The sequence below is a fragment of the Dyella acidiphila genome, assembly GCF_014863405.1.
GTDB classification, from domain to species: Bacteria; Pseudomonadota; Gammaproteobacteria; order Xanthomonadales; family Rhodanobacteraceae; genus Dyella_B; species Dyella_B acidiphila.
This window is the reverse complement of record NZ_JACZZA010000006.1, coordinates 155077-180290: the sequence shown is the minus strand read 5'-3', so window position 1 is coordinate 180290 and position 25214 is coordinate 155077. Positions and strand designations below refer to the sequence as shown.

24 protein-coding genes are annotated in these 25214 nt (G+C 64.6%); 11 read left to right on the top strand and 13 right to left on the bottom strand.

Annotation, left to right across the window (positions count from 1 at the left end; translation table 11 throughout):
• The first annotated feature begins 9 nt into the window (after window positions 1–9).
• Complete coding sequence (locus tag IGX34_RS11745) at window positions 10–1212, top strand: alpha-hydroxy acid oxidase (RefSeq protein ID WP_192555913.1); 1203 nt, start codon at window positions 10–12, stop codon at window positions 1210–1212.
• A gap of 157 nt (window positions 1213–1369) precedes the next feature.
• On the opposite strand, the gene IGX34_RS11740 is transcribed toward IGX34_RS11745, so the two are convergent.
• A complete protein-coding gene (locus IGX34_RS11740) occupies window positions 1370–1708 on the bottom strand; it encodes an L-rhamnose mutarotase (RefSeq protein WP_192555912.1) in 339 nt (112 codons plus the stop codon).
• Window positions 1708–3006, bottom strand: coding sequence for an L-fucose:H+ symporter permease (gene fucP / locus IGX34_RS11735; RefSeq protein WP_338015462.1), 1299 nt, complete (start codon window positions 3004–3006; stop codon window positions 1708–1710). The genes IGX34_RS11740 and fucP overlap by 1 nt, the downstream gene beginning before the upstream one ends.
• Before the next feature lie 191 nt (window positions 3007–3197).
• Between fucP and IGX34_RS11730 the strand changes: the two genes are divergently transcribed.
• From IGX34_RS11730 to IGX34_RS11710, 5 genes are all read left to right on the top strand, one after another.
• Window positions 3198–3974, top strand: a complete 777-nt coding sequence (locus IGX34_RS11730; protein WP_192555911.1) for an IclR family transcriptional regulator — start codon at window positions 3198–3200, stop codon at window positions 3972–3974.
• 92 nt (window positions 3975–4066) lie between these two features.
• Window positions 4067–5407, top strand: a complete 1341-nt coding sequence (locus tag IGX34_RS11725) for an alpha-L-fucosidase (protein ID WP_225737405.1) — start codon at window positions 4067–4069, stop codon at window positions 5405–5407.
• A 274-nt stretch (window positions 5408–5681) separates the two neighbouring features.
• The gene (locus IGX34_RS11720) at window positions 5682–6803 is read left to right on the top strand and encodes a glycosyltransferase (RefSeq protein ID WP_192555909.1); all 1122 of its coding nucleotides are present in this window, start codon (window positions 5682–5684) and stop codon (window positions 6801–6803) included.
• Window positions 6800–8722, top strand: coding sequence for a glycosyltransferase family 39 protein (locus IGX34_RS11715; protein ID WP_192555908.1), 1923 nt, complete (start codon window positions 6800–6802; stop codon window positions 8720–8722). Before IGX34_RS11720 ends, IGX34_RS11715 begins: the two co-directional genes overlap by 4 nt.
• A gap of 50 nt (window positions 8723–8772) precedes the next feature.
• Complete coding sequence (locus IGX34_RS11710) at window positions 8773–9612, top strand: CHAD domain-containing protein (protein ID WP_192555907.1); 840 nt, start codon at window positions 8773–8775, stop codon at window positions 9610–9612.
• 78 nt (window positions 9613–9690) lie between these two features.
• Here the strand turns inward: IGX34_RS11710 and IGX34_RS11705 are convergent, their stop codons facing one another.
• A complete protein-coding gene (locus IGX34_RS11705; protein WP_192555906.1) occupies window positions 9691–10368 on the bottom strand; it encodes a Rossmann-fold NAD(P)-binding domain-containing protein in 678 nt (225 codons plus the stop codon).
• 106 nt (window positions 10369–10474) lie between these two features.
• Here IGX34_RS11705 and IGX34_RS11700 point away from each other — a divergent pair, with 106 nt between their 5' ends.
• The gene (locus IGX34_RS11700) at window positions 10475–11329 is read left to right on the top strand and encodes an NAD-dependent protein deacetylase (protein ID WP_338015459.1); all 855 of its coding nucleotides are present in this window, start codon (window positions 10475–10477) and stop codon (window positions 11327–11329) included.
• Between the two features lie 116 nt (window positions 11330–11445).
• Here IGX34_RS11700 and tadA read toward each other — a convergent pair whose 3' ends face one another.
• Both tadA and IGX34_RS11690 read right to left on the bottom strand, forming a co-directional pair.
• Window positions 11446–11940, bottom strand: coding sequence for a tRNA adenosine(34) deaminase TadA (gene tadA / locus IGX34_RS11695; protein ID WP_192555904.1), 495 nt, complete (start codon window positions 11938–11940; stop codon window positions 11446–11448).
• Window positions 11941–12024: 84 nt separating this feature from the next.
• Window positions 12025–12654, bottom strand: a complete 630-nt coding sequence (locus IGX34_RS11690) for a DUF2182 domain-containing protein (RefSeq protein ID WP_225737403.1) — start codon at window positions 12652–12654, stop codon at window positions 12025–12027.
• Between IGX34_RS11690 and IGX34_RS22075 the strand changes: the two genes are divergently transcribed.
• A complete protein-coding gene (locus IGX34_RS22075; protein WP_225737402.1) occupies window positions 12653–12841 on the top strand; it encodes a hypothetical protein in 189 nt (62 codons plus the stop codon). The genes IGX34_RS11690 and IGX34_RS22075 overlap by 2 nt on opposite strands.
• On the opposite strand, the gene IGX34_RS11685 is transcribed toward IGX34_RS22075, so the two are convergent.
• The gene (locus tag IGX34_RS11685) at window positions 12826–13602 is read right to left on the bottom strand and encodes a DUF899 domain-containing protein (RefSeq protein ID WP_192555902.1); all 777 of its coding nucleotides are present in this window, start codon (window positions 13600–13602) and stop codon (window positions 12826–12828) included. The genes IGX34_RS22075 and IGX34_RS11685 overlap by 16 nt on opposite strands.
• Before the next feature lie 108 nt (window positions 13603–13710).
• Between IGX34_RS11685 and IGX34_RS11680 the strand changes: the two genes are divergently transcribed.
• Together IGX34_RS11680 and IGX34_RS11675 are read left to right on the top strand one after the other, a co-directional pair.
• Window positions 13711–14931: a helix-turn-helix domain-containing protein gene (locus tag IGX34_RS11680; protein WP_192555901.1), complete on the top strand. Its 1221-nt coding sequence runs from the start codon at window positions 13711–13713 to the stop codon at window positions 14929–14931.
• Window positions 14932–14960: 29 nt separating this feature from the next.
• Window positions 14961–15593 carry a Vgb family protein gene (locus IGX34_RS11675; RefSeq protein ID WP_192555900.1) on the top strand — a complete coding sequence of 211 codons (633 nt, stop codon included), beginning with the start codon at window positions 14961–14963 and terminating at the stop codon, window positions 15591–15593.
• 93 nt (window positions 15594–15686) lie between these two features.
• On the opposite strand, the gene guaA is transcribed toward IGX34_RS11675, so the two are convergent.
• The 3 genes from guaA to folD form a co-directional block, all read right to left on the bottom strand.
• Window positions 15687–17267 (bottom strand): glutamine-hydrolyzing GMP synthase, encoded by a 1581-nt coding sequence (gene guaA / locus IGX34_RS11670; protein WP_192555899.1) that lies wholly within the window; start codon window positions 17265–17267, stop codon window positions 15687–15689.
• 118 nt (window positions 17268–17385) lie between these two features.
• On the bottom strand, window positions 17386–18843 hold the full coding sequence (guaB, locus tag IGX34_RS11665; protein WP_192555898.1) for an IMP dehydrogenase: 1458 nt from the start codon (window positions 18841–18843) through the stop codon (window positions 17386–17388).
• Between the two features lie 156 nt (window positions 18844–18999).
• Window positions 19000–19851: a bifunctional methylenetetrahydrofolate dehydrogenase/methenyltetrahydrofolate cyclohydrolase FolD gene (folD, locus tag IGX34_RS11660; RefSeq protein WP_192555897.1), complete on the bottom strand. Its 852-nt coding sequence runs from the start codon at window positions 19849–19851 to the stop codon at window positions 19000–19002.
• Between the two features lie 68 nt (window positions 19852–19919).
• Between folD and IGX34_RS11655 the strand changes: the two genes are divergently transcribed.
• A complete protein-coding gene (locus tag IGX34_RS11655; protein ID WP_192555896.1) occupies window positions 19920–20483 on the top strand; it encodes a GNAT family N-acetyltransferase in 564 nt (187 codons plus the stop codon).
• On the opposite strand, the gene moeB is transcribed toward IGX34_RS11655, so the two are convergent.
• The 4 genes from moeB to IGX34_RS11635 all read right to left on the bottom strand — a co-directional run bounded on the left by moeB (window position 20480) and on the right by IGX34_RS11635 (window position 25149).
• On the bottom strand, window positions 20480–21649 hold the full coding sequence (gene moeB, locus IGX34_RS11650) for a molybdopterin-synthase adenylyltransferase MoeB (protein ID WP_192555895.1): 1170 nt from the start codon (window positions 21647–21649) through the stop codon (window positions 20480–20482). The genes IGX34_RS11655 and moeB overlap by 4 nt on opposite strands.
• Before the next feature lie 165 nt (window positions 21650–21814).
• A complete protein-coding gene (der, locus tag IGX34_RS11645; RefSeq protein ID WP_192555894.1) occupies window positions 21815–23215 on the bottom strand; it encodes a ribosome biogenesis GTPase Der in 1401 nt (466 codons plus the stop codon).
• Between the two features lie 18 nt (window positions 23216–23233).
• Complete coding sequence (bamB, locus tag IGX34_RS11640; protein ID WP_192555893.1) at window positions 23234–24439, bottom strand: outer membrane protein assembly factor BamB; 1206 nt, start codon at window positions 24437–24439, stop codon at window positions 23234–23236.
• Window positions 24436–25149, bottom strand: a complete 714-nt coding sequence (locus tag IGX34_RS11635) for a YfgM family protein (protein WP_338015458.1) — start codon at window positions 25147–25149, stop codon at window positions 24436–24438. Before IGX34_RS11635 ends, bamB begins: the two co-directional genes overlap by 4 nt.
• Window positions 25150–25214 lie beyond the last annotated feature (65 nt).

Below are 25214 nucleotides of genomic sequence, written 5' to 3'. Positions count from 1 at the left end.
GGGGCGTCCATGAGCACTCCCATCACCAACGTTGCCGATCTGCGCGCCCTGGCCAGGCGCCGCGTGCCGCGCGCATTCTTCGAATATGCCGACCGCGGCTCGTACGACGAAACCACGCTGCGCGCAAACCGCGCAGCGCTGGAGCGCATCGCCCTGCGCCAGCGCGTGATGTGCAATGTGGATCAACGCTCGCTGGCCACCGAGATCGTCGGGCAGCCGGTGTCGATGCCGCTGGCGATCGCGCCCACCGGGCTCACCGGGCTGCAGCATGGCGGCGGCGAGATCCTTGGCGCGCGGGCCGCGGCCAAGGCCGGCATTCCGTTCTGCCTGAGCACCATGTCGATCTGCTCGATCGAGCAGGTGCGCGAGGCGGTGCAGACGCCGTTCTGGTTCCAGGTTTACGTGATGCGCGATCGCGGCTTTACGCGCGATCTGATTCAGCGCGCCAAGGCGGCGCAATGCAGCGCCTTGATGCTTACCGCCGACCTGACCGTACAAGGTCAGCGCCATCGCGAAATCAAGAACGGCCTGTCGGTGCCGCCGCGGCTCACCTTGCACAACCTGCTCGACATGGCCAGCAAGCCACGCTGGGCCTGGAGCATGCTGCGCGCACCGAGCCGCTCCTTCGGCAACCTGCAAGGCCGCATCGACAACACCGACAGCCTCAGCACGCTGGCGCAGTGGATCGCCAAGCAATTCGATCCCACGCTGGAGTGGAAGGATCTGGAATGGATCCGCGAGCTGTGGCCCGGCAAGCTGATCATCAAGGGCATTCTCGATCCGCGCGACGCGCGCATCGCCGCCGATCACGGCGTGGATGCGATCGTGGTTTCCAACCACGGCGGCCGCCAGCTGGATGGTGCGCCGGCCACCATCGAGGTGTTGCCGTCGATCGTGCAGGCCGTGGGCGAACGCATGCAGGTGCTGTTCGACGGCGGCATCCAGAGCGGCCAGGACCTGCTCAAGGCGCTGGCCTGCGGCGCGCATGCCGGCTTGATCGGCAAGGCCTTTCTCTACGGCCTGGGCGCCCTGGGCGAAGCGGGCGTGACGCAGACGATCGAGCTGATCCGGCGCGAGCTGAGCGTGAGCATGGCGCTGACCGGGCAGACCGATGTGCGCAATCTTTCGGATGACCTGATCTGGCGCAAGGCGCCGGAGGGCATGCTGAGCATCATCAGCACGCAGTTTGACGGAGTACCGTGCCGGCGTTGATTGCCCCCTGGGACGCAAACTTCATGGCCGTCATTCCCGCAAAAGCGGGAGTGGTGGCCCAGGAAGGCGGCCCACGGGCAGCCACGTAGGTTGGGTTAGCGCAGCGTAACCCAACAGTTCGGTGCGGCATCGTTGGGTTACGCTGCGCTAACCCAACCTACGCATCAGCGAGTGAAAAAATCCGCTGCATCGGCACCCATTTCTGCCCGGCCTGCGCCCACGGCAAGCGCTGCTGATAGCGATCCATCAGCGCCTCCCACGCCAGCGTCTTCGCATCCGGCTCGGCCGCCTCGCGCGATATGCCCTGCCCTGCGGCCATCTGCACCACCATCACCAATCGGTTACCGGTGCGGAATATCTCCATCTCCTGCACGCCGGAGGCGCGGATCGAGGCGATGATCTCCGGCCACACTTGCCCTGGCTGGTGCCAGCGCTCGTATTCGGCAATGGCCTCGGCATCGTCGCGCAGATCGAGCGCGTAGTAATGACGTTGCATCAGCCGTTCACCTCCCTCGGTATGCCGCGCCGCCAGGCAAACAGCAGGATCACTGCGAAGCAGCAGGCCGGCACGCTCATCGCGGTAGCGATGCTGGAATGATCGGATACCGCGCCCATCAGCGCGGTGAGTACCGCGCCACCGATGATGGTCATCACCAGCAAGGCGGCGCCCAGCTTGCGTTCGTCATCGTTACGCCCTTCGACGCCGAGCGCGAAGATGGTCGGATACATCACCGACATGAAGAAGCTGCATACCACTAGCGCGTAGGCGCCGCTGCTGCCCGGCGACATCACCGCGTACAGGGTCAACGCGATATTGATCGCCGCAAACACCAGCAACAGGCGTACCGGCGCCACATATTTCATCAGGGCTGCGCCGGTAAAGCGTCCGAGCATGAAGCACAGCAGCTCGGCGGTGAGGAAATTGGCAGCTTCCTTCGCGGTCGTGCCGCCCATGTTCGCCTGCACGTAACGGATGGTGTAGCTCCACACCCCCACCTGTGCGCCGACGTAGAAGAACTGCGCCAGCATGGCGCCGATAAAGCGCGGATCGCCCAGCAGCCGTCGCAGCACGCCATCGCCACTAGGCGCCGCCGCCGTCTCCGCGGCGGCCGCACGCGGAAAACGCGTGAACATGATCAGCACCGCCCAGGCCAGCACGACCACGCCGATCACCAGATACGGCCACTGCACGGCATGCGTCTCGCCGTGAAAGTAGGCCGTGCGCTCGACCGCGCTCATCGCCGCAATCTGCCCAGGCGTGCGCTCGATGCCGGTAAAGATGAAATGCTGCCCGATCAGGATGCCGGCGATCGAGCCGAGCGGATTGAAGGCCTGCGCCAGGTTGAGACGGCGCGTGCCACTTTCGGGCGGCCCCAGCAAGGTCACGAAGGGATTGGCCGAGGTCTCCAGAAACGCCAGGCCGCTGGCGATCACGAACAGCGCGAACAGGAACAGCCCGTAGGCAGCCAGCGAGGCGGCCGGCCAGAACAGCAGCGCGCCGGCGGCGTAAAGCACCAGGCCCAACACCACCGCGCTCTTGTAGCCGAAGCGCCGCATGTACATGCCGGCCGGCATGGCCACCAGGAAATAGCCCAGATAGAACGCGCTCTGCACCAGGCCCGCCCCGAAATCGCTGAGTACGAACGCTTTTTTGAACTGCGCGATCAGCACGTCATTGAGGTTGTTGGCCGCGCCCCAGAGGAAAAACAGGCTGACCACCAGTACCAGCGGCAGCCATGCGGTGCGGCGCTCGCCGGCACCAGTCGCGGATGGTTCTTCAGTTATGGATTGCACACTCACCCTCTGCTCCCGATGGCCCGCTGTGGAGCGGTCCTGAACGTGACGGCTCCCCTCATTTGTGCAAATATGAAACCGTTATTCATGGATACCACAAGACGCGCCGCAACATCCGCGCGTCCGCCGGGGCACGTGACGCACCAGCTGTGCCACTGTCGCAGGTATCCGCCTACAGACAGGGAAGAAACATGCCGACTGCCACTCCCAAATACCGCGCCCCGGCGCTCGACAAGGGGCTGGATATCCTCGAACTGCTCGCCGGTTCGAAGCGGCCCCTGAGCATCGCCGAAATTTCCGAAGGCGTGGGCCGTTCGCGCGGCGAAATCTTTCGCATGTTGCAGGTACTGGAAGAGCGCGACTACATCGCGCGCGGCGAAGGCGATGGCGGCTATTCGGTAACACCGCGGCTGTTCCGGCTGGGCATGGAGCAGCCGCCGGTAAAAAGCGCGATCGAAGCGGCCATGCCGGTCATGCACCGGCTGGCCGATGCGCTTGGCCAGGCCTGCCATCTGGTGGTGCCGTCGGGCGAGCAGATCGTGGTGGTCGCGCGGGTGGATCCGCCCGGCGAGATCGCCCTGGTGGTGCGCGTAGGCCATCGCCGCCCGATGTCGCAGTCCACGTCCGGGCATGTGCTGCTGGCCTTCCAGGAAGAACAGGTGCGCGAACGCTGGCTGGACCTGATCGCACGCCATGAGCCCGGGCTGGACCGCAAGAAACTGACCAAGCTGCTGACCCAGCTGCGCGCGCACGGCTATTCCAGCGAGCCCAGCAATGTGGTGGATGCGGTGACCGATCTTTCCGCGCCGGTGTTGGAGCACGGCCATGCCACCTGTGCGCTGACCATTCCATACATCGAGCAGCAGACCACCAAGCAAACCATGGACGATGTCATCGCCGCCCTGCTGCGCGCCACCGGGGAAATTTCCGAAGCGCTGCAATTCGGCGGTCCGGCACGCTCCAGCTGATTACGCCACGCCACGGCGTGGTCCTTGCCAATCATCACAAAGGTTTCCAAGCAATGCGGTTCTATCGACGTGTTCTGTGCACTGCCATGCTTATGGCCGCTTCCCTCGCCGGCACCGTGTCCGCGCAAAACTTCGTCGATGTGAAACCGTCGCCGCAGCAGCTGCATTGGCAGGACCTGGAGTTCGGCGTCATCGTGCACTTCGGCACCAATACCTTCCTGGATCGCGAATGGGGCGACGGCACCGCCGATCCGAAGGTGTTCAACCCCGATCACGTCGATCCGGATCAGTGGGCGCGTGCGGCCAAATCCGCCGGTGCGCACTATCTGGTGCTGGTCGCCAAGCATCATGACGGCTTTGCGCTGTGGCCCACCGAGCAAACCGACTATTCGTTGAAGCGCAGCCCGTGGATGGGCGGCAAGGGCGACCTGGTGCGCATGACCGAAGAAGCCGTGCGCAAGGAGGGCCTGGAATTCGGCATCTATCTGTCGCCGTGGGACCGGCACGAACCGCGCTACAAGGATCCGGCCGCGTACGACAAATATTACATGGCCGAAATGGACGAACTGGTGCAGGGTTACGGCCCGCTGGTCGAATGGTGGCTGGACGGTGCCGGCAGCGGTGGCCACGTCTACGATTTCAAGAAGTACATGGAAGAACTGCGCACCTATCAATCCAATACGATGGTGTTCGCCGACGTCGGCTTGTTCGACTACGGCGATATCCGCTGGGTAGGCCAGGAAGACGGACACATCCGCTGGGAAAACTGGAACGTGATCGATCGCCATGGGCAGTTGCGCTGGCGTCCGGTGGAAGTGGATACGCCGCTGCACAAGCTGCAATGGTTCTGGCATCCCAACAGCGACCAGACCTTGAAGAGCGTGGCCGAGCTACTCGATATCTGGGAAAACAGCGTCGGCCGCGGCGGCCAGTTGATGCTGGGCCTGGCTCCCAATCGCCACGGCCAGCTGCCGCAGGCGGATGTGACGCGACTGCAGGAATTCGGTGCGGCGCTGCAGGCGCGCTATGGCCTGGATAAGGACCTGGCGCACCAATATCTTGCCAACAACAGCGCGGTCGCCTCGGCGATCGACGGCAATCCCGATACCTTCTGGTCCGCGCCGGATGGTTCGCACAGCGGCATGATCGAAGTGGATTTTCCGCAGCCTGTCACCTTCGACCATGCCTTGAGCATGGAATGGCTCAACGAAGGCCAGTGCGTGGAAAGCTACGCGATCGAAGCCTGGGACGGTGCCGGCAAGCCCTGGAAAACGCTGATCCGCGCCCAGGCGATCGGCCATATGAAGCTGGACCGTTTCACTCCGGTCACCACCACCCGGGTGCGCCTGAACATCCTGGCCAGCACCTGCACGGCACGCATCCGCGAATTCCAGCTGTTCAACGTGGGCGACCAGCCGGCAGGCGCCCCCTGACACACCGCAAGGAGCCCGTCCAGGCCCTGACAACGGCCGGCGAAAGCCGGCCGTTGGCTTTCCTGGCCAAGATCTAGGATATTTTGTGAAAAATGACCCCCGCCGGCTTCTTCGGCGCTCGGTCGCGTCACAATCGACTTTCGATGGATCGCACGGTTAGGGCATGGTCGCGTCACGGTGGTCAACAGCGTGTTGATCCGTGCGTTGGCCATAGGGGACGTTCTTCGGTCATGGCGTAATGCGCGTGCATCCAGCACCAATTTCAGCAGTCAAAGTGGTCGAAGCGCCAAGGCTTGCCGAAGGTCCGGAAGCCGGCACGCAGCCGCCTGCGCTTTCCATCGTCATCTGCACGCTGGACGAACACGAAGCGATCGGCCAGGTACTGGGCGAACTCGGCGAACATCTGCAGGGCATTCACCACGAGATCATCGTGGTGGACGATTCGGCCGACGAACGCACCGGCGATGCCGTCAATGCCTATGCAGCGGGCGATCCGCGCATCCGCCTGCTGCGCCGGTACAACGCCAGCGGCCTGTCTTCCGCGGCCATCATCGGCTGGGACGCCGCCAAGGGCCAGGTGCTCGCGCTGATGGACGGCGACGGACAACATGATCCCGCCCTCATGAAGCGGCTGCTGAATAACGTGAACAACCCGGACGTCGATGTCGCCGTGGCCAGCCGCTATCTGGACGACGCACGCTCCGGCCTGAACGGACTTCGCCACGGCCTGAGCCGTGCCGGCATCTGGCTGACCGACACCGCCCTGGGCGTGCCGCTGGCCGATCCGCTCAGCGGCTGCTTTGCGATGAAGCACGAATGGTATGCCCAGGTGCGCCATCGTCTCTCCGGCCTGGGCTTCAAGATTCTGATCGACGTGGTCGCCTCCGGACAGCGTCGCCCGCGCACGGCCCAGGTCGCCACCCTGCTGCGTCCGCGCGCAGGCGGCGCATCCAAGCTGGATACCCGCGTGGTGATCGACCTGATCGCCCTGCTGATGGAAAAGCGCACGCAAGGCCGTTTGCGCGCGCGCACCATCATGCAGGGCATGGCCGTGCTGGCGAGCCTGCTGGTGCAATGGCTTTGCGCCGGTACGCTGCTGGCGTTCGGGCGGCCGTTCTGGCAATCCCTGTTGCTGGCCAGCGTTGCCGGCCTGGCCGCACGCCTGTGGTTAGGCTACGTGATGACCCCGCGCTCGCTGCGTCCGCGCAGGGGGCGCGAATTCGTGCAGCAATGTTTCGCGTTCTGCGCGCATCGCTGGACCGATTTGCCGTTGAATGCAGGCATCGCCATTGCGCTGTGCGCAGTGCACTGCCCGTGGCCGCTGGCCGTGATGGTCGGTGTGCTGCTGGCCGAAGCCCGCTATGTTGCCGGCACCCGTACGGGAGTTACTGCGTGAATGCATCCCTCCGGGCGCCCGCCCGCTGGCAGACTGCGGTTTTTGCTGTTGTTGCATTGATGGCTTGTGGTGGCGCCTTCGTGGGCTTGTCGACCAGCGGTCTGTGGATCGACGAGCTGTTTACCGTCCATCTGATTCACCACGATCAAGGCCTGGGCGAAGTATTCCGCCGCGCACTCACCGATACGCATCCGCCGTTCTACTATTTTTTGCTGTACGCCTGGACGCGTGTGGCCGGGCTGTCGGAATGGGCGTTGCGCCTGCCCAGTGCCGTTTTCGCCGTGCTGGCCGTCGCGATCTTTGCCGCCGGCACGCGGCGCGTGCTCAGCCCGGTGGCGATCGCCTTCGCCTGCGCTGCCGGCGCGCTGTCGGAATTCTGGTTCCAGCAATCGCAGAATGCGCGCAGCTATGCCTTGTGCATGACCTTCGCCGCCGGGCTGTTGTCGCTGGCCATCGCCATGCGGCGGCGCGTACGTGCCAATCCAGCCTTTCCGTTGGCGCACTGGCTGGCGCTGAGCGTGCTGGGTTTGTTCGCCAGCCTCACCCACGCCTATCTGTTGCTGGCGCTGGGCATGACCCTGGCCTACCTGCTGCTGAGCCTGTCCTTTTGGCGCCTGCGCCTGGCGCTGATCGGCACCGGCCTGGTAGTGCTGGCCATCAATGCTGCGTACTACAAGATGATGATGCATGCCTCGCAGCAGGATCTGCAGAATCTGTGGTTCACCAACAGCGCCGGCTTTTTCAAACTGCAGATCCGCGAGGCGTTCTACAACCTGCTGCCCGCCCGCATTGCGCTGGTACTCGGCTTGATGCTGCTGTTCGGGCTGCAGCGCAAATTCGCGCGCGATCCGTTCTACGCATTCGATGAACTCGATACCCGCTGGACTACCGCACTGGCCAGCTTTGTGCTGCTGGGCGTGGTGTTGTGCGGCATCGGCGTATCGCTGGCGGTAGCTCCGTCGTATTCGGAGCGCAACCTGCTGACCTGCGCACCGTTCGCGTGGCTGCTGATCGGCCGCATCTACGATGCGATGGGACCGCGCGGGTACAGCGCCGGCAGCAAGACACTGGCCGTACTGGTGATGGTGATCGTGTGCATGCAGCTGATCCAGCTGCGCGGACGCGAGCTGCCGCGCACGGAAAGCTGGCGCGCCACCGCGCATTTTGTGCAGCAGTTGCCAGGCTGCGCCGGGCAGACGCTGCCGGTGATGCTGCCGTACCGCTTCGGCCATGCCAATCCCTATTTCCGCGCGCTGTCCGAGCACGATTTCTTCGGCTACTACCTGCCGCAGGATGCGCACGTGCAGGCCTATATGCCGGCCGAAATCGCCGCGCGGCATCCGGTGGACGGTTTGCCGCAATTGCTGGCCGAACGTGCCGCAGATGCCGAAACCGGCACGGGCTGCACCTTGCTGGCCTGGGGCGTGCACGACCTGGATGAATCGGCCGCACTGAAGATCGCGCTGGACCTGGCACGCCAGCCAGGCATCGCGCCACGTCGTGTGCTGATGCTGGAATTCATGACCTACAAGCTGCATACGCTGAGCTGGCAGCAGGTGCCGGAAGGCTATGTGTACCTGGCCGTGCCGGCGGCTTCCGGTGCACATGTGCAGCCGCCGGCGCTGCCTGCCGTGCCACTGTCGCATGGCGATGCCGCAACGCTGGGCGATCGCGTGGTCATCGATTACCTCAGCAGCTACAACGGCACCAGCGGACCGGCGTATACGGTCGATGTCTACGGCATCCAGCGCTGGGTCGCGCACAAGAAGCCGCAGGAGGATTTCCTGGCGGTGCATCGCCTTAGCTGCGACCCGCCGACCACCAAGGCCAATTGGGATGTCTGGCCCGATCCGGAGCTTCCCGGCTGCAGCGGCCGCCCCTTGCCGACCCACGCCGGCGCCATTGACGGGCAGCTATGATGGCTTGAAGGCAACGCCTGTCCTGAAGGTCAGTGGAGCCATTCGGCCGGATGAACCACGCCAAGCACAGCAGGCACCACCTCGGTCTGGCGCTGGGTTCGCTGGCGGCCAAGGAGTGCCATGCACTGCAGGCGGTGCTGGCCTCGTCGAAGAATCCACACGATCTTATCCATGAGGCGCGCCGCTGCGGCCGCAAACTGCGCAGCCTGCTCACCGCGCTGCCGCCCTCGCCACAGGTCGCGCGCATCGACCAGCAACTGAAGCAACTGATCCACGGCTTTTCCCCATTGCGCGACGCGCAGATAGTCATACGCACGGCACAGCGACTGGCCAGTGCGCACAACCTGCAGATCACACCGGCACTCGGCGAGCAGTTGCAGCAACGCAGCACGGCACTGCTTGAGGATGCCGTGAAACAGGATCCCGGCTGGATGAAGCGGCAGGACCAGGCCGAACGCATCGGCCAGACGATCAACACCCTGCCCTGGTCAAGCATCACGCCGGCGATGACCAAGGCCATGCTCCGACGCAGCAGCAAGCGCGTGAAAAAAGCGCGCCGCAAAGCGCTCGAACAACGCACCAACGAGGCGTTCCATCGCTCGCGGCGGCGTGCCCGTTGGCTGCGCTACCAGCTGGAATTCCTGCGCAAGGCAGGCCACGACGCCGGCATGAAGAAAAAGCGCATCCAGCGCTACGGTATGCGTATCAAGCGACTGCGCTCGATCATCGACCGGCTCGGCTGGCGCCAGGATTACCAGGTCTTTCTGCAGGCCATCGATCAATTGCCAGCCACCGATGAAGTGGTGCAGCTGCGCCACGCGCTGGCCCGAACCTCGGCGACGCGAACTCGACGGGCATCGCCCCGGATCGAACCACCCGCAGCGCAGTGACAGACCAGCAGTGGTATATCGCAGCATGCGGTTCCATCGCGACAAGTCCGTTGCCGGTGCTGTCGAACTACTTGCCCGTCACGTCGCTGTGCGTTCCGCCAAGGCGCGGATATCCGCGGTTTCCAGTACCGCTTTCGGCGCGCCATAGCGAACGGCATTCAACATCGCCTGCCCCATCATCCGCGTGCTGAGTATTGCGTTGGGAAACAGCTTGCGCAGCGGCGTCAGCAGCGGCCGGCTGAGGCTGTAGAAGAATTGGTAGGACGAGGTTTTGGAACGGATGCCATCCAGCGGCTGGATAATGCCCGGGCGGAACAGATACACCGCCTTGAACGGCAGCCGCTGCAAGGCGTTTTCGATGCGTCCCTTGACCCGCGCCCACATGCTGCGCCCCTGCTCGGAACTGTCGGTGCCGGCACCGGAGACGTAGGTGAAGGTCATGCCCGGATTGCGCGACGCCAGCAACTGGGCAATCGATACGGTCAACTCGTAGGTCAGATGCGAATACGCGTTTTCCTGCATGCCGGCCGAGGACACGCCCAGGCAAAAAAAGCAGGCGTCGAAGCCATTCAGCTGATCGGCGACGGTGTCGCAGCGGAGCAGGTCCGCCACGCTGAGCTCCCGCAGCCTGGGATGCGACTGGCCCGTTGCCGTACGTCCCACGGTTTGCACCAGGGCGACGTCCGGCGCCAGCAGGCACTCGCGCAGCACACCTTGTCCAACCATGCCGGTGGCACCAAATAGCAGGACATTCATGGCGGCTCCCGATCTGCGATGGGGTGGAAACCACCTGCTGGTGGCTTCCGCGGGCAATTCAATGCCACCCTGCCATCATCGGGCCGTTTTACGCGCGAGGCAAAACGTGGCGTCTATCCCTGCTCCAGCGACCAGCCCGCCGGCCGAAACCGGCAGCGAGGCGCTCAAGGCCTTTATCGGCCGTCATCGCCGGCTGTTTGTGCTGACCGGTGCCGGCTGCAGCACCGATTCGGGCATTCCCGATTATCGCGATGCCGATGGCAGCTGGAAGCGTGCCCAGCCGGTCACTTACCAGGCCTTTATGGGCGAGGAGCTCACTCGCAAGCGCTACTGGGCGCGTAGCCTGGTCGGCTGGCGCCGCTTCGGGCATGCGCTGCCCAACGGTACCCATCGTGCGCTGGTGCAACTGGAGCAACTGGGTAAATCGCAGTTGTTGCTGACCCAGAACGTGGATGGCCTGCATCAGCGCGCCGGCAGCCGGCAGGTAGTGGATATGCACGGCCGGCTGGACACCGTGCGCTGCATGGGCTGCGAACAGCGCTCACCGCGGCACGCCTTGCAACAAGCGCTGCTGGAACACAATCCGGACTGGGCCACGCTCGATGCCGCCGATGCGCCGGACGGCGATGCAGATCTGGACGGCCACGATTTCAGCCGCTTCAACGTGCCTCCCTGCCCGCACTGCGGCGGCGTGTTGAAACCGGACGTAGTGTTTTTCGGCGAAAACGTGCCACGCGATCGCGTGACGATGGCGATGCAGGCGTTGGACGAGGCCGACGCCATGCTGGTGGTCGGTTCGTCGCTGATGGTGTTTTCCGGCTACCGCTTTGCGCATGCGGCGGCCAAGGCGGGCAAGCCGATTGCGGCGGTGAATCTCGGACGCACGCGCGCCGATCCGCTGCTCAGCTTGAAAGTGGAGCAGCCGTGCGCGGAGGCGCTGGGCTTTTTGCTTGAAGCCTGAGGTACTGCGCTCCTCACCGTCATTCCGGCCTGCGCCGGAATGACGGTGAGGAGGTTTTGAAGATCAGGGCTGGCGTTGCCGGTTCGATTGGGTAAAAACCCATCTGCCGTTCAAACCTAGCGGCGAGCGCGGAAGAACTCGCGCAACAGCGCGGACGAATCGTCCGCCAGCAAGCCACCCTGCACTTCGATACGGTGGTTGTGCTTGTCGGAGATCAGCGTGTCGAACACGCTGCCGGCAGCGCCCGTCTTCGGATCCGTAGCGGCATACACCACACGCCCGATGCGCGCGTGCACCAAAGCCATCGCACACATGGCGCAGGGCTCCAGCGTCACATACAGCGTGGCGCCGACGATGCGGTAGTTGGCCAGTTTTTCTCCGGCGGCGCGCACGGCCATGATTTCCGCATGCGCGGTGGGATCATGCAGCGTGATATTGCGATTCCAGCCCAGTCCCACGATCTGCCCGTCCTGCACCAGCACCGCGCCCACCGGCACTTCGTTTTCCGCATCGCGGGCGTGCGCCGCCAATTGCAGCGCGCGGCGCATATAGGCCTCGTCCTCGGCGCTGAAGGTGGGCAGGTTCGGGATGCTGTTTGCTTCGTCAGCCATGTCGACAATCAAAGGTATTGCTGGGACAGGCGGAATTTTAGCGGCAATTCGTCGATGGAAGCGCCCTAGCCCGGGCTGCCCCGTTCACGCCCATGCGGCTTGCGCAAGCAAGCCGATGCCTGCCCCCATCGCCGCAATACCGATAAGCCATGCGACCGGCCTGGCCGCCGGCGCCAGGCGTTCGGCGGTAATCGCAGCCGTGACCAGGGCCATCGCGCGCAGGTCCATCACGCCAGCCACCAGCAAGATCGCCGTAAGCCCCGCGCAGCAATGACAGCAGCGAATGCCGTGCTGCACGCCATAGCGCCAGACCGCAGCGGTGTTCGCCCGCAAGCGCTGGCAACAGTCCGGCAGCGCGCGGCAGCCAGCGAGATGATGTGCTTTCCAACGCGTAAACTGCAGCGCGCCTGCGCCAAGCACGATCATGCCGGCCGCCAGGGGAGCGATGCGTGCAAGCATCGGCCAGCGCATCGCGACAGTGGCCAGCGCGATGCCCATGCCATAGATCAACGCACCAAGCACGGCCCAGACCAAGAAATATCCTGCCGCCATCAGCAGGGTTCGCGCACCGGCATGCCGTGCGTCGCCGTGCTGGATCTGCCGGTGATAACGCCGCAACACCGGCAGCAGCGATGGCAGCATCATCGCCGCCATCATCACCAGCCACATGCTCAGGAAAGATGCCGCCGCGCCCGGCCACGTCTGCGTCGGCATGCGCATCCAGATCATCGACATGTGCCATCCGCCGGGCATCGGCATGCTGCCCATCGACGACATGCCGATGCATTCGGCGATCGCCGCCGCCGTACAAGCAGCAACGGCCAGTGCCGAAGCAGCCAGAAAGCATAACCGCGACGTGCGCCCGGACATCAACGGCCACCTCGCTCAGCGCTTGCCGTAGTCGTCATGGTGGCGCCACCACAAGCCTGCTTCCTCGTTGCGTCCCTTGGGCGCGCGATCGAGCCATTGGTACGAGCCCCACAACACGTCCAGTCCGCGCGCATAGGTGGAATAGCTGTGGTACACGGCCCCGTGCTCCTGCACGAAGGCGCTCATGCCCGGACGATCGCGCACATAGGTGGCGCGGTCGGTGCCGCACATGGCGGCAAAGCTGGCCACCGGTCCTTCATCGCTGCTTGCGGCATGCTCGCAACTGCGGGCGGGCTCGTGCCGGTAGTTGTATTCCACGCGGCCGGCGCGCTCTTCTTCCGCGCTGAACCACACGCTGAAATCGGCATTGAAGTCGCTTGCGTTCGATGAAGCCCACGGAAAGCTCCAGCCCATGCGCTGCTTGAACGCCTGCAATGTGGGCAACGGCGCGCGCGAAATCGCCCACAGCATCACATCGTGCTGGGCCAGGTGCGCGGCAAAGCCATTGAAGCCGTCGGCGATCATCGAACAGGACGGGCAGCCGGCCTCGAAATCCGGCCCGAACATGAAGTGGTAAACCAGCAGCTGCGAACGGCCGCGAAACAGCTCCGCCAGCGTGGCACTGCCTTCGTCAGTATCGAAACGGTAAGGCTTGTCGATCCTTACCCATGGCAGTTGCTGCCGCTGCCGGGCCAGCTCGTCGCTGCGCCGGGTCAGGTCCTTTTCGGCCTGCAGCAGGTCCAGCCTGGCGGCCAGCCATTCCTTGCGTGTTCCAACGGTGTGCTTGGTCATCGCTCAGTCCTCTGATGAAAACGACGCTCGGGCGGTTCCCGATTCGACATGAGCTAGATTAGGCAGCCGTTGCCTGGGGCTGGGAGTGACAAGTGTGGCGGGATTCCGATGGATTCGCTGATCACGGCCGCCGCCCGCGCACTGGCCAAGGGTGATCCGCTCGGCGCGCTGAACCGGGTGGCGTTGCGCGAAGATCTGCCGGCCCTGGCACTGCGCGGCATCGCCATGGCGCAGCTCGGCGATCTGCCCCGAGCGCGAGAACTGATCCGTGCCGCAGCGCGTGCCTTCGGCCCCAACGAAGCGCTGGCGCGCGCACGCTGCATCGTCGCCGAAGCGGAAATTGCCTTTGTTTCGCGCGATCTGGGCTGGGCGCCGAAAGCCCTCGATGCCGCGCGCGAAACGCTGCAGGCGCACGGCGACAGCTCCAATGCGGCGCATGCACGCTATCTGGAAGTGCGGCGCCTGCTACTGATCGGCCGGCTCGACGATGCCGAACGCATCCTTGCCGCGCTCGACCCGGCGCCCCTGCCGCCCACGTTGAGAACCACGCATGAGCTGGTCAGCGCCGGCATCGCCATGCGCCGGCTGCACACCAAGGCCGCGGACGAGGCGCTTGCCCGCGCCCGGCGCGCAGCGCGCGAGGCCGGCATTCCGGCCCTCAGCGCCGAAGTGGAAAGCGCTTCCCAATTGCTGCAGACACCCGTCGCACGGCTGATCGCGGCAGGCCAGGTGAGCCCGCAACGACTCGCCGATCTCGAAGCCCTGCAGACCTCGAAAGCGCTGATCGTGGACGCCTGCCGCCATGCCGTGCGCCACGCCCAGGCAAGCGTCTCGCTGGCCAGGCGGCCGGTGCTGTTTTCGCTGGCGCGTGCACTGGCCGAAGCATGGCCGGATGACGTCCCGCGCGATGCGCTGATCAGGTCGGCATTCCGCGCCAGGCAGCTCGATGAAACACACCGCGCCCGCTTGCGCGTGGAAATCGGCCGCCTACGTATTGCCCTGCGCGGATTGGCTGGCGTGCATGCCACCAGCCGAGGTTTCACCATCGCGCCCAGGCATGCGCACGAGGTGATGGTGCTGGCGCGTCCCGTGGAGGAAGCGCACGCCGCCGTGCTGGCGTTTCTGGCCGACGGCGAAACATGGTCCAGCTCCGCCCTGGCCCTGGCGCTCGGCACCAGCCAGCGCTCCGTGCAGCGCGCGCTCGATGCACTGGCCGGCGCCGGCAAGGTGCAATCGTTCGGCCATGGCCGCGCACGCCGCTGGATGACACCGCCCATGCCCGGATTCGCGACGGCCTTGTTACTCACTGCTCCATGGCCGGACGACTAGCATCACGCCGTCCAATCGAGGATCACACCATGAAACGCTCCACCGCTGACATCGTGCAGGAATACGGCCCGTTCCCCGGCATCGACCATATCCACGGCGTCAGCTTCGATGGCCGCCATGTCTGGTTCGCCACCGGCGACTCGCTGCAGCAACTGGACCCCTCCAGTGGTAAAACGGTGCGCGCGATCGATGTCTTCGCCCATGCCGGCACCGCTTTCGACGGCCGGCACCTGTACCAACTCGCCGAAACGCGCATCCAGAAGATCGACCCCGCAACCGGCCAGGTGCTGGCCACCATTCCATCTCCCGGCGGCGGTGCCGATTCGGGCCTGGCCTGGGCCGAAGGTTCGCTATGGGTGGGGCAATACCGGGAGCGCAAGATCCACCAGATCGATCCCGACACCGGCGCGATCCTGCGCACCATCCCATGCAGCCGCTTCGTCACCGGCGTCACCTGGGTCGACGGCGAGCTGTGGCATGGCAGCTGGGAGGGGGACGAAAGCGATTTGCGGCGGGTGGATCCGGAAACCGGAGAAGTGCTGGAACAGCTCGACCTGCCGGCGGGCACCTTCGTGTCCGGCCTGGAGTCCGATGGCGGCGACCGGTTCTTCTGCGGCGGGGGCAGCAGCGGCAAGCTTCGCGCCGTGCGGCGCCCTCGCTGAGAACGGTTCTTTTTATTTCAGTGACTTAGCGCTACTTTCTAAGAAAACTTATCATGTGCTTGGCGCAGCTCATGCGCCAAGCACATGATTTGCTCATTCCCACTCAATCGTGGCCGGCGGCTTGCCACTGATGTCATAGACCACACGAGAAACACCGCGCAACTCATTGATAATACGATTGGAAACCGTGCCAAGGAAATCGTACGGCAGGTGCGCCCAATGGGCGGTCATGAAGTCGATGGTCTCAACGGCGCGCAGGGCGATCACCCACTCATAGGCCCGGGCATCGCCGACCACGCCTACCGACTTCACCGGCAGGAACACGGCGAAGGCTTGGCTGACGCTGTCGTACAGATCGGCTTTGCGCAGCTCCTCGATAAAGATCGCGTCGGCGCGCGCCAGCAGCTCGGCGTATTCGGCCTTCACTTCGCCCAGGATGCGCACGCCCAGGCCGGGGCCGGGGAACGGATGGCGATAGACCATCTCGCGCGGCAGGCCCAGTTCCACGCCGATGCGGCGCACTTCGTCCTTGAACAGCTCGCGCAGCGGCTCGACCAGCTTGAGCTTCATGTGTTCCGGCAGGCCGCCCACGTTGTGGTGGCTTTTGATCACATGCGCCTTGCCGGTCTTGCTGCCGGCCGATTCGATTACGTCCGGATAGATGGTGCCCTGCGCCAGCCACTTCACATGGCCGTTGCCGGCGGCGGTGACCTTGGTCGATTCCTCGTCGAAGATTTCCACGAACAGGCGACCGATGATCTTGCGCTTGGCTTCCGGATCGGCCACGCCTTCGAGCGCCTTGAAATAGCGCTCGGCAGCGTTGACGCGGATCACCTTCACGCCCATGTGCTCGGCCATGGTGGCCATGACCTGGTCGCCTTCCTGCCAGCGCAGCAGGCCGGTGTCGACGAAGACGCAGGTGAGCTGCTTGCCGATCGCACGATGCAGCAGTGCAGCGACCACCGACGAATCCACGCCGCCGGAAAGGCCCAGCAGCACGTGATCCTGGCCGACCTGTTCGCGCACGCGGGCGATCTGGTCGTCGATGATGTGCGCGGCAGTCCACAACGTCTGGCAGCCGCAGATCTCGGCGATGAAGCGCTTGAGCAAGGCATTGCCCTGCTTGGTATGCGTCACTTCCGGATGAAACTGCACGCCGTACCAGCGCTTGGCTTCGTTGGACATGGCGGCCACCGGAATGCGCTCGGTGACGGCGGTGACGGTGAAGCCTGGCGGCGCCTTGGCAACGTGGTCGCCATGACTCATCCAGACATCCAGCGCGTGGCTGGAGGGGTGGTCGCTGAGCCCGGCGAACAGCTTGTCCGATGCGATCACATCGACCTTTGCATGTCCGAACTCGCGTGCATCGGCCGCTTCGGTGGCGCCGCCCAGCTGCGCGGCCAGGGTCTGCATGCCGTAGCAGATGCCCAGGATCGGCAAGCCTGCGTCGAACACTTCCTGCGGTGCCTTGGGCGCGCCGTGCACGGTGGTCGATTCCGGACCGCCGGACAGGATGATGCCCTTGGCGCCAAACGCGGCGATCTCCGCCGGGTTGTGGTCCCAGGCCCAGATTTCGCAGTACACGCCGATCTCGCGGATGCGCCGCGCAATCAACTGGGTGTACTGCGCGCCGAAGTCGAGGATGAGGATCTTGTCGCTATGGATGTTGGTCATGGCGGCCGGGCAAGGAAGAAACGGAAATCGTGGATGGCATCACGCGGAAACGAAGCAGCGGCAGCGTGGCAACGAGAGCGTCGTTGCAACGTGCCGCTGCCGCTTGCGCACGCACCGATCAGGAATTGAGCCGGTAATTCGGCGCTTCCTTGGTGATCTGGATATCGTGCGGATGTGCTTCGGTCACGCCGGCCGAGGTCACCTTCACGAACTGCGCCTTGTTGCGCACGTCGTCGATGGTGGCCGCGCCCAGGTAGCCCATCGAGGCGCGCAGGCCGCCGATCAGCTGATGGATGATGTTGCGCAGCGGACCGCGGTACGGCACGCGGCCTTCGATGCCTTCGGGCACCAGCTTGTCGGCGTCGGCTTCGTCCTGGAAGTAGCGGTCCTTGGAACCCAGCGCCATCGCGCCGATCGAACCCATGCCGCGATAGCTCTTGTAGGAGCGCCCCTGGAACAGCTCCACTTCGCCCGGCGATTCTTCGGTGCCGGCGAACATCGAGCCGAGCATCACGGTGGAAGCACCGGCTGCCAGTGCCTTCGGGATATCGCCCGAATAGCGGATGCCGCCGTCGGCGATCAACGGGATTTCGTCCTTCAGCGCCGTGGCGACCAGGTCGATGGCGGTGATCTGCGGCACGCCGACACCGGCGACGACGCGCGTGGTGCAGATCGAGCCGGGGCCTACGCCCACCTTCACCGCATCGACGCCGGCATGGAGCAAGGCGCGTGCGGCTTCGCCGGTCACGATGTTGCCGGCGATCACCTGCACCTGCGGATAGTGCTTCTTCACCCAGCCGGCGCGTTCGATCACGCCTTGCGAATGGCCGTGCGCGGTATCGACCACGATCACGTCCACGCCCGCATCGACCAGGGCCTGCACGCGGTGTTCGGTATCGCCGCCGACGCCGACGGCCGCGCCGACCAGCAGGCGCTCGTGCGCGTCCTTGGCGGCGTTGGGATTGTCGCGGGCTTTCTGGATGTCCTTGACGGTGATCAGGCCGCGCAGCTGGTACGCGTCGTTCACCACCAGCACTTTTTCGATGCGGTGCTTGTGCAGCAGCTGCAGCACTTCATCCTGGCTGGCGCCTTCGCGCACGGTAACCAGCTTCTCCTGGCGCGTCATGATGTTGCGCACCGGATCGTCGTGCTTGCGCTCGAAGCGCAGGTCGCGGCTGGTGACGATGCCGACCAGCTGCTCGCCTTCCACCACCGGCACGCCGGAGATGTTGTGCGCACTGGTGAGCTTGAGCACGTCGCGGATCGAGGTATGCGGACCGACGGTGATCGGGCTGCGAATCACGCCGGCTTCGAATTTCTTCACCAGGCGCACTTCGGCGGCCTGCTGATCGGCGGTCATGTTCTTGTGGATGATGCCGATGCCGCCGTTCTGCGCCATGGTGATGGCCAAACGTGCTTCGGTAACGGTGTCCATGGCGGCGGACACGATCGGGATATTCAGTCGAAGATTGCGCGTGAGTCGTGTGGATGTATCCACATCGCGCGGCAGAACCTGGGAATGGGCCGGGACGAGGTAGACGTCGTCGTAGGTGAGGGCCTCGGCGAGGATACGCATGCGAAAAGTCTCGCTCCAAAGATGAGATTATACGCGGGAGCGGTCCTTAAGGCGACTGCCGATGATGAATGTCAGGCTGTCCCGCGCGAAGACAACCGGCCAGATACCGGGCGAGCGGGCAAGATGCGGCTTCGCGCCGCACTATCCAAGGGCGGATCAGGCGCGCGCTTCGGCGGCTTCCAAGGTGTTTTCCATCAGCGTGGCCACGGTCATCGGACCCACGCCACCCGGCACCGGCGTAATCCAGCTCGCCTGCTGCGAGGCCACGTCGAAATCCACATCGCCGACCAGTCGCCCGTCGTCCAGACGATTGATGCCTACATCCACCACCACCGCGCCGCGCTTGATCCATTCGCCCTTGACTAGTCCGGGCTTGCCTACTGCAACCACCAGGATATCGGCCTGCCGCACATAGCTTTCCAGGTCGCGGGTAAAACGATGGCAGCACGTGACAGTGCAGCCGGCAATCAGCAATTCCAGCGCCAGCGGCCGGCCCACATGATTGGAAACACCCACTACCACCGCATGCTGGCCGCGCACTGGGCGATCGGTATGGCCAAGCAAGGTCATCACGCCCTTCGGCGTGCACGGACGCAGTCCGAAGCGGCGCAAGGCCAAGCGCCCCACGTTGACGGCCTGGAAGCCGTCCACGTCCTTGTTGGGATCGATGCGGTCGACCAGGGCGTCTTCATTGATATGGTCGGGCAGCGGCGACTGCACCAGGATGCCGTGCACGGCCGGATCGGCATTGAGCCGGTCGATCAGCGCGAACAGTTCGTCCTGGCTGGTGCTGGTGGGCAAGTCGTAATCGAAGGAACGGAAACCCACCTGATGGCAGGCTTTGCGCTTGTTGCGCACATAGACCGACGAGGCCGCATCGTCGCCCACCAGCACTACCGCCAGACCCGGCTCGACCTTGCCCTGCGCCCGGCGCTCGCTGACGCGCTTACCGATCCGCTCCAACAATTCCTGGGCGATGCGTTTACCGTCGAGGATGCGTGCGCTCATGGTGTTTTCCCGTCCCGCGAAGCGCGACATTATCCTGACTCCCTACCGGCCGCACAAACCTTGCAAACATGTCCGTTCAGTACCGCCCCGCGCCATTGACGCTCGACACCCCTCCGCTATCGCTGCGCCCCTGGGCGGCAAGTCATGCGCCCGCGCTGCATCAGGCCGTGCAGGAGTCCGTCGCCGGCGTGGGCCGCTGGCTGCCGTGGTGCCATGCCGGCTACGACCTGCAGGAATCGCTGCAGTGGATCGCCATCTGCCAGCAGGCCTGGCACGAAGGCGAGCACTACGACTTCGCCATCTTCGACACACAAGACCGGCTGCTCGGCGGTGTGGGCCTGAATCAGCTGGATGGACGCGACCTGCGCGCCAATCTCGGCTACTGGCTGCGCACCTCGGCCGTAGGCCAGGGCTACGCAACGCAAGCCGGGCGCACCGCCGCCATGTTCGGTTTCGAAGCATTGGCGTTGCGGCGGGTGGAAATCGTTGCCGCCGTAGGCAACCTCGCCAGCCAGCGCTGCGCCGAACGCATCGGCGCACAGCGCGAGGGCATCGCGCGACAACGCATTCTTTTACACGGCCAGTCGGAAGATGCCGTGGTCTACGGGCTGCTTCCCGGCGATCTCACCTAACCCGCGGCGGCGCACCAGCGCGCGATGTCCTCGTAGCCGTTGAACACGGCCTGCGGCCCGCAGCCGGGGCAACCCGGATCGCGCGGCAGCCGCGTTTCACGGAAATGCATGCCCAGCGCATCGAACGACAGCAAGCGGCCGATCAGCGGTTCGCCGATCCCCAGCACCAGCTTCAGAGCTTCCGTGGCTTGCAGCAAACCTACGATACCCGGCAATACGCCGAGCACTCCGGCTTCGCTGCAATTGGGCGCGTCCGCGGCGTCGGGCGGCTCGGGAAACAGGCAGCGATAGCAGGGAGATTCTTCACGGCGCGGATCGAACAGGCTGACCTGTCCGCTAAACCGTTCGACAGCACCATAAACCATCGGCATACCCAGCCGACGGCTGGCCGCCGCAAGCAGATAGCGGGCCGGAAAATTGTCGGCACCGTCGATCACCAGATCGTGCCCGCGCAACAACTGTTCCACGTTGTCCGCGCGCAGACGCTCGTTGCGCAGCTCCACCTGGATGCGCGGATTGAGCGCAGCCAGCGTCATACGTGCCGACTCGGTCTTGGCCATGCCGACCCGGGCATCGGCATGAATCACTTGCCGGTGCAGATTGGAGCGCTCGACGCGATCGTCATCGATCAGCGTGAGCTGCCCGACGCCGGCCGCAGCAAGATACAAGGCTGCCGGAGCGCCGAGACCGCCGGCACCGAGCAAGACTATCTTTGCGTGACCAAGCTTCAGCTGCCCCGCTTCACCAACCTGCGGCAGGCGCAGTTGGCGTGCGTAGCGTTCGGCGGCATCTGTATCCAGGGCACCGGCAGTGATCGGCAGGCCTTCGCTTTTCCAGCGCTGATAGCCGCCGGCGACGGAGGCAACATGGCGATATCCCATGCGCTGCAGCGCTTCGGCAGCGAGCAGCGAGCGTCGGCCGCTGGCGCAGATGGCCAGGACCGGGCGATCGCGGTCGGGCTCGCTGTCTTCGATACGCAGCTCCAGAAAGCCGCGCGACAAGCCAAGCGCACCGGCAGGCATGCCCCCGGCACGTTCGTTTTCTTCGCGTACGTCGACCAGCAACGCGCCTTGCGCTTGCTGGGCGAAAGCGTCGGCGGGGGAAATTTCAGCCACCTGCTCGCGCAGGGCGGCCAGCCAGGAATCGCGGTCGATGGGGCTGCTCATGCAGGTAGTCTAGCTCGCCGAAAGCGGGCTCTCGAGCAATGCCGTGATGCGTGCCTATGCCCAACGTCATCCCGGCGTAGCCAGGATTCCATCGCGAGTGCGAAGCATGGATCCCGGCCTACGCCGGGATGACCGTGGATGCGAATTAAGGCAGCGAGAGGTTGCTCAGCGCTTGCGGCGCTTCATCTCGCGAATCATGCGCTGGCGCTTGCGCTGCTGCCCTTCGGTCAGCACGTTCTTCTTGCCAGCGTAGGGATTTTCGCCTTCGCGGAACACGATGCGGACCGGCGTGCCTTCCAGCTTGTAGCGCTTGCGGAAGAAGTTTTCCAGATAACGCTGGTAGGCCGGCGCGATGTGCTTGGTACGGCTGCCGTGGATCACGATGGTCGGCGGATTGGTGCCGCCAGGATGCGCAAAACGCAGCTTCGGCGCATGCCCGCGCACCAGCGGCGGCTGATAGCTTTCGTAAGCCTGTTCGAGCGTGCGGGTAAGGTCGGAGGTACCCAGCTCGTGCGTGGCCGCCGTATGCGCACGCACGATGGCGCGCATCAGTTCGCGCAAGCCCGAACCGTGCAGGGCGGAAATAAATACCTGCTTCGCCCAGTCAACAAAAACCAGTCTGCGCTCGAGGGCGCGCTGGCATTGTTCGCGCTGGTACGCATCCATGCCGTCCCACTTGTTGACGGCAATCACCAGCGCCCTGCCCTCGTCGATCGCATGACCGATCAAGGTGAGATCCTGGTCGGCGAGGTTTTCGCGCGCATCAATCATCACCACGACCACCTGGGCCGCGGCCATCGATTGCAGCGTCTTGATCACGCTGAATTTCTCGACGCCCTCTTCGACGCGCGCCTTGCGGCGTACACCGGCGGTGTCGATCAGGGTGTAGCGCTTGCCGTCGCGTTCGAGCGGCACGCGGATCGGGTCGCGCGTGGTGCCTGCCACATCGGAAACGATCAGGCGATCCTCGCCCAGCAGGCGATTGATCAGGGTGGACTTGCCGGCATTCGGGCGACCGACGATGGCGACGCGGATGCTGCCGTCTTCTGCCGGCGCCAGCTCTTCGTGCACATCTTCCGGCAGCAGCGGCAAGGCCGCGGCGATCAGTTCTTCCGTGCCGCGATTGTGTGCCGCCGAAAGCGGCAAGGTGCGGGAAATGCCGAAGGCGGCAAACTCGGCCAGCGCATCCTGCGCGTCCAGGCCGTCGGTCTTGTTGACCGCGGCGATGATCGGCTTGCCGCTGCGGCGCAGCTCGGCAAGGATGCTGCGATCCTGCGGCAGCAGGCCATCGCGTGCATCGAGCACGAACACCAGCGCCTGCGCTTCCTCGATGGCCAGCCGCACCTGCTGCGCGGTGAGTGCGTCGAGACCTTCGTCGACACCGGACAAGCCGCCGGTATCGACTACTACGAAAGGCCGTGCGCCAGTACGGCAGACACCGTAGTGGCGATCACGGGTGACGCCCGGCATGTCAGCCACCAGGGCGTCGCGGCTACGCGTCAGCGCATTGAAAAGGGTCGATTTACCGACGTTGGGACGACCGACCAGGGCGATGACGGGCAGCACGAATCATAGTTCCCGGAATTACTTGGCGCCGAGGCGGTAAGCCGCGATGTGACCCATCACATCTTCGACATACACCAGGTCGCCATCGACCACCGGCTGCGCGCGAATGGCCTTCTTGGAAAGACGCTCACGCCCGGCCAGCGCACCGTCGGCCGCCTGCAGCCAGTGCACATAGCCTTCGATGTCGCCGACCACCACGTAGTTGCCCTGCACGGCCGGCGCGGTCACCCAGCGATACTTCAGGTTGTCGTTCTTCCACATGTCGGCGCCGCTGCTCTTGTCGAACGCCCAGACTTGCGAGTCGGTGTTCGCGCCGAACAGGCTGTTGCCGCTGAGCGCCAGCGAGGTGTAGGTGGAGAACGGACGCGCCCACATCGGACGTCCGCTCGGACCGTCGACGGCGGTGAGGCTGCCGTGATACGCCGCGGCGTACAGCGTGCTGCCATCGAGCAGCACGCCGCCATCGGCGTCGTTCATGCGTTCGATATCGGTGCGGCCTTCACCGCTGGACAGTTTCTGCTCCCACAGCTTGTCGCCGTTATCCAGGCGCAGCGCGGTGAGCTTGCCGTCGTCGCTGCCGAAAAACACCACGCCATTGGCGACCAGCAGCGAGCCATTGCCGCGCAGGCTAAGCAGGGGCACGTTGCCCTGATCGTTCACCCAACGGCGCTCGCCGGTGCTGCTGTCCAGGCCGTACACGCGGCCGTCCTGGGTGCGCACGATGGTGAGCTGGCTGGCAATCGTCGGCGAATCGATCACTTCGGAAGGCAGTGCGCTTACCCAGCGCTGGCTGCCGTCCTTCACGTTCAAACCGTATACGTGGCCATCCAGCGTGCCGATCACCAGCAGGTCGCCAGCCACCGCCGGGCCGCCGGAGTAGAGGGCGTCCTTGCGGTTTTTGTCACCCCAGCCGAGCCCGAACCAGCTCTTGGTGCGCGATTTGTTTTCCCAGATGGTCTTGCCGCTGGCCGCGTCGTACGCGCCGATCGCACCATCGGTGCTGGCCGCATAGAGCACGCCGCCGACCACCGTCGGCTGCATGCGCACGCCGCTCATGCCGGCACCATGGCCGACGCGGGTCTTCCACACCTCGGTCACTTGCACCGTGGGTTTGAAATTCTTGTCCAGCGGCGTCGGCGGCTGGATGTTTTCTTTCTTGAAGGAATGACAGCCCGCGATGGCTACCAGCGAAGCGGTCAATACGATCAGCCCAAAACGTTTCATGCACCCTGCTTCCCGGCCACGGCCAGATCGTCGATTTTCAATTGCACTTCATTGCCCGCCTGCGCGTGCGGCCCCATGGCTTTCACGGCAGCCTCGTAGGCCTTGCGGGCATCGTCGCGCCGACCTAGCTTGACCAGCGCATCTCCGCGTAGTTCCTCGCCATCGATGGCATAGCTGTCGGCCGGCATGCGATCCAGCGCCGCGAGTGCGTTCTGGGCATCGCCCTTGGCCAGTTGCACGTGCGCGATGCGCAGTTCCACCAGCGCCTTCAATTCCGGGCTCGGTGCGTGCTGTTCAGCCCAGGAGAGCGACTCCAGCGCCTTGTCGAATTGCTTGGCCTCGACTTGGCGGCGGGCGCGGTCGCTGACCGCGAACATGGCATAAGGCGTTTCGGCGTAATCGTTCATCAGCTGCTGAATGAACAGATCCGAGGCGGTGGTGTTGCCCGTATCAATCACCGACTGCAGCTGCTGATACAGCGCTGCGGCGGCGAGTTCGTGACCGGCGCGGTGATTGCGCCACTGCTGGTAAGCGAAGATGGCAATCAAACCGATGACGACACCCACGACGATCGACAGGCCGTTCTGCCGCAGCCATTTTTGTACGCGTTCGCTCTGTTCGTAGTCGTCGTATGCATCAAATGCCATGCAATCACCGTATCGCAAGCGACGCCGGAAGGCGCCAAAAGGGTGTTCTTCGAGCCGCCGCAATCCGGCGGCAGCCAGCGCTGCCCGTCCGCGGGACGGACAATGCGCAAGCATAACCGATCAAGGAT